Source organism: Actinoalloteichus spitiensis RMV-1378, assembly GCF_000239155.1.
In the GTDB taxonomy this organism is placed as follows: domain Bacteria; phylum Actinomycetota; class Actinomycetes; order Mycobacteriales; family Pseudonocardiaceae; genus Actinoalloteichus_B; species Actinoalloteichus_B spitiensis.
In genome coordinates, this window is record NZ_AGVX02000529.1 from 1 (window position 1) to 2,856 (window position 2,856).

Consider the following 2,856-nt stretch of genomic DNA (forward strand, 5'->3'; position numbering starts at 1 on the left):
CCCGCCCCCCCCCCCCGCCTCGCCGGCCGCGTCGCGCTCGTCACCGGGGCGGGACGGGGCATCGGGCTGGCCATCGCCCGCCGCCTGCTCACCGAGGGGGCCCGGGTGTGCGTGACCGCCCGGCACGCCGAACCACTGGCCGAGGCCGCCGCCGACCTCGGCGGCCCGGACCGGGTGCTCGCCGTCGCCGGCCGCAGCCACGACGCCGGGCACCGCGCGGAGGCGGTGCGCCGCACCCTGGAGCGCTTTGGCCGCCTCGACGTCCTCGTCAACAACGCGGGCACCAACCCGGTGCGGGGACCGCTGCTGACCGCCGGTCTGGACGCCGTCCGCAAGACCTTCGAGGTCAACGTGTTCGCCGCCCTGGGCTGGGTGTCGGAGGCGCACCAGGCGTGGCTGGGCGAGCACGGCGGCGCCGTGCTCAACGTCGCCTCCATCGCCGGATTGGACACCTCCCCCGGCCTCGGGGTGTACGGGGCGAGCAAGGCGGCGCTGATCCGCCTGACCGGCCAGCTGGCCGTGGAACTCGCGCCCCGGACCCGGGTCAACGCGGTGGCCCCGGCCGTGGTGCGCACCCGCTTCGCCGCCGCCCTCTACGAGGGCCGCGAGGAGCAGGTGGCCGCGGCCTACCCGCTGGGTCGGCTGGGGGACCCGGCGGACGTGGCCTCGGCCGCCGCGTTCCTGGTGTCCGACGACGCGTCCTGGATCACCGGGCAGACCCTCGTGCTCGACGGCGGCCACACCCTCCGCCCGGCCTGACCCCCTCCGCGCTGCCGTGTCCGGCCCACCCGGCCCCGGCAGGCCCGTCCACGGTGGGCGACCGAGACCTCCACCGGCCCCCACCGCACCGCGCGGGTGGGGGCGTGCCGCCCCTCGCCCCGCGTCGACGCCCGCCCCGGGTCCCGACCCCGCGCGACCCGCGCCCCCGTGTCTTCCGCTCCCGAGGAGGAACCCGATGGACTTCACCCACGACGACCGCACCCGCGAGCTGGCCGACCGGCTGCGGGGCTTCATGACCGAACACGTGTACCCGGCCGAGGAGGCCCTGGCCCGGGGTGAGGCCGCCCCGGGGCCGGAGTGGGGTCCGCCGCCGCTGCTCGCCGACCTGCGAGCGGAGGCCCGGCGACGCGGGCTGTGGAACCTGTTCCTGCCCGGGGAGTACGGGGCCGGGCTGACCACCCTCCAGTACGCCCCGCTGGCCGAGATCACCGGTCGCAGCCCCCGCCTCGCGCCGGCCGCCCTGAACTGCGCCGCGCCCGACACCGGGAACATGGAGATCCTGGCGTTGGCCGGCACCGAGGACCAACGGCGGCGGTGGCTGGAACCGCTGCTGGACGCTCGGATCCGGTCGGCGTTCGCCATGACCGAACCGGACGTCGGTTCCTCCGACGCCACGAACATCGCCACCACGGTGGAACGGGTCGGCGACGAGTACGTCGTCACCGGGCGCAAGTGGTTCGTCTCCGGGGCGCTCTCCCCCGAGTGCGCGCTGCTGATCGTCCTCGGCAGGACCTCGGAGGACGGTCCGGCGCGGGAACGCCACAGCATGGTCCTGGTGCCGACCGACACCCCGGGCGTGACGGTGCGGCGCGGCATGAGCCATTTCGGGTACGCCGACGACGACAACGGCGGGCACGCCGAAGTCCTCTTCGAGGACGTGCGGGTCCCGGCCGAGAACCTGTTGGGAGAGCCCGGATCGGGTTTCGCGATCGCCCAGGCCCGGCTGGGCCCGGGGCGGGTGCACCACTGCATGCGGCTGCTCGGCATGGCCGAACGCGCGGTGGAACTGGCCTGCGCGCGGGCCGCCACCCGCACGACCTTCGGCCGCCGGCTGGCCGACCAGGGCGTGGTGCGGGAGTGGGTGGCCGAGTCGCGGGTGCGGATCGACCAGTGCCGGTTGCTGGTGCTGCGGGCGGCGTGGCTGATGGACCGGGAGGGCAACCGGGCCGCCCGCGACGAGATCCAGGGCATCAAGATCGCCGTTCCCCGGGCGGTGGAGTGGGTGTTGGACAGGGCGGTGCAGATCCACGGGGCGGCGGGGGTGAGCCAGGACCTGCCGTTGGCCCGGTTCTGGGCGATCGCCCGTTCGCTGCGGATCGCCGACGGCCCCGACGAGGTGCACCTGCGGTCCCTGGGCCGCCGCGAGATCGAACGCCAGCTGGCGGCGCTCGCCTGACCCCGGCCCCGCCCCGCACCCACACGGCCGGCCGACGTGCGCGGGGTGGGCGGCCCGTCCGTCCGGGGTGGGTGGCCAGCGGTGGCGGGAACCCGGGGCGCCACCGGGTCGGCGAGGCGCACCGGCCAGCGGTGGCGCTGGCCGGACGGCCGCCTCCCACCCCTTCGGGGCCGCGCGGTGGGAGACGGCCGGCTCGGACGGGCACGGTGGGAAGTCCGGCGGTGCGGGGCCGGCACGGCGGCCAGGATGAGCCGCGTGCCACCAGCAGGAGCTCCCGGCACCGGTGGCGGCGCGGGCATCGGGGCTGGTGGCGCCCACGCTCTCGCGAACCACCGCCACCATGTGGCGGTGCTCGACCGCGTGGAGGACGCGCCCGTGCGGTCGCCGTCCGGATTCACCCCTTCCGGCGGTACGACGGTTGCGGCGCGGGCCGAGGTCAGCGACCCCGAGCTCACCGCCGGGCAGGTCCTCCACCTCGGCGGTGGGGCTCACGGCTGACCGGCGGCCGGCCGCGCCGGCCTGCACGATCCGCCCGGCGGCGCGAGGACTGGCCTCGGATCTGGCCCATCGTCGAGGACGTCGTCACCGAGACGCGCACCCTCCCCTACGCCCCCGGCAGGAGCGCGGACGACGCCCGGCGGAGGTGGCTGCCGCCGGCGACGGCCAGGCCGGCGGGCGCC

The 2,856-nt window shown here is 77.0% G+C and carries 3 protein-coding genes; all 3 read left to right on the forward strand.

Annotated elements, in window-relative coordinates; all coding sequences use genetic code 11:
• The coding region (locus ACTIDRAF_RS30260) for an SDR family oxidoreductase (protein ID WP_016700692.1) at nt 1–759 on the forward strand (759 nt) is incomplete at its 5' end.
• A 196-nt stretch (nt 760–955) separates the two neighbouring features.
• Nucleotides 956–2,176 carry an acyl-CoA dehydrogenase family protein gene (locus ACTIDRAF_RS0221030; protein ID WP_016700693.1) on the forward strand — a complete coding sequence of 407 codons (1,221 nt, stop codon included), beginning with the start codon at nt 956–958 and terminating at the stop codon, nt 2,174–2,176.
• Between the two features lie 255 nt (nt 2,177–2,431).
• Nucleotides 2,432–2,674 carry a hypothetical protein gene (locus ACTIDRAF_RS34015; protein WP_157163181.1) on the forward strand — a complete coding sequence of 81 codons (243 nt, stop codon included), beginning with the start codon at nt 2,432–2,434 and terminating at the stop codon, nt 2,672–2,674.
• Nucleotides 2,675–2,856: the final 182 nt, after the last annotated feature.